The sequence below is a fragment of the Corynebacterium sp. HMSC05E07 genome, from assembly GCF_001807225.1.
GTDB classification, from domain to species: domain Bacteria; phylum Actinomycetota; class Actinomycetes; order Mycobacteriales; family Mycobacteriaceae; genus Corynebacterium; species Corynebacterium singulare.
This window is the reverse complement of the sequence record NZ_KV788220.1, coordinates 1-521: the sequence shown is the minus strand read 5'-3', so window position 1 is coordinate 521 and position 521 is coordinate 1. Positions and strand designations below refer to the sequence as shown.

General features: G+C 45.9%; 1 protein-coding gene. It reads left to right on the top strand.

The genetic code is table 11. From position 1 onward, the window contains the following. Window positions 1-20: 20 nt before the first annotated feature. On the top strand, window positions 21-521 hold a 501-nt coding region (locus HMPREF3149_RS05180; protein ID WP_141741456.1), incomplete at its 3' end, for a hypothetical protein.

The window sequence follows — 521 nt, the reverse complement described above, 5'->3', positions numbered from 1 at the left end:
TCTCTGCAGAGCTTCATAATATGACGAAGTCTATCGTCTTGCCGTTGTCCTACGTGCTGGGCATTCCAGCTATTGTCCTTTCAGTTTCACACACAGAGGCTGACGCATTGAATCAAGTGGGTGGGGGAATCCAGAACTGGGATTTTCTTGTCATGCTTGGTTTGCCCCTGTTCTTTGTAGGAATATTGTCGATCGCATCATTTCTAATGGCTGTAGATCAGGTCACGATTACAACTGACCGACTTAATAAAATTGGGTTTCCTGTCTCGGTGATCTATCTTGTCAGATTCGCAGGTTTACCATTTCTGTTTATGTGCGTCAGCCTCGGAATTGCAGCTATATTCGCGCTGGTCAGCTCGATCATTCATGTGATAGTTCTTGGTTCGTCGATAAAATTTGCAATCGCCGGGCTGTCAATGATGGTCTCGCTATCATTAGCCGGGGCACTCTATTTATCTTTCATCCTGTTCGGGCTCTTCTACTCCCTTTGGAAGTACCTTCACCACAAGTACATCGCTGAC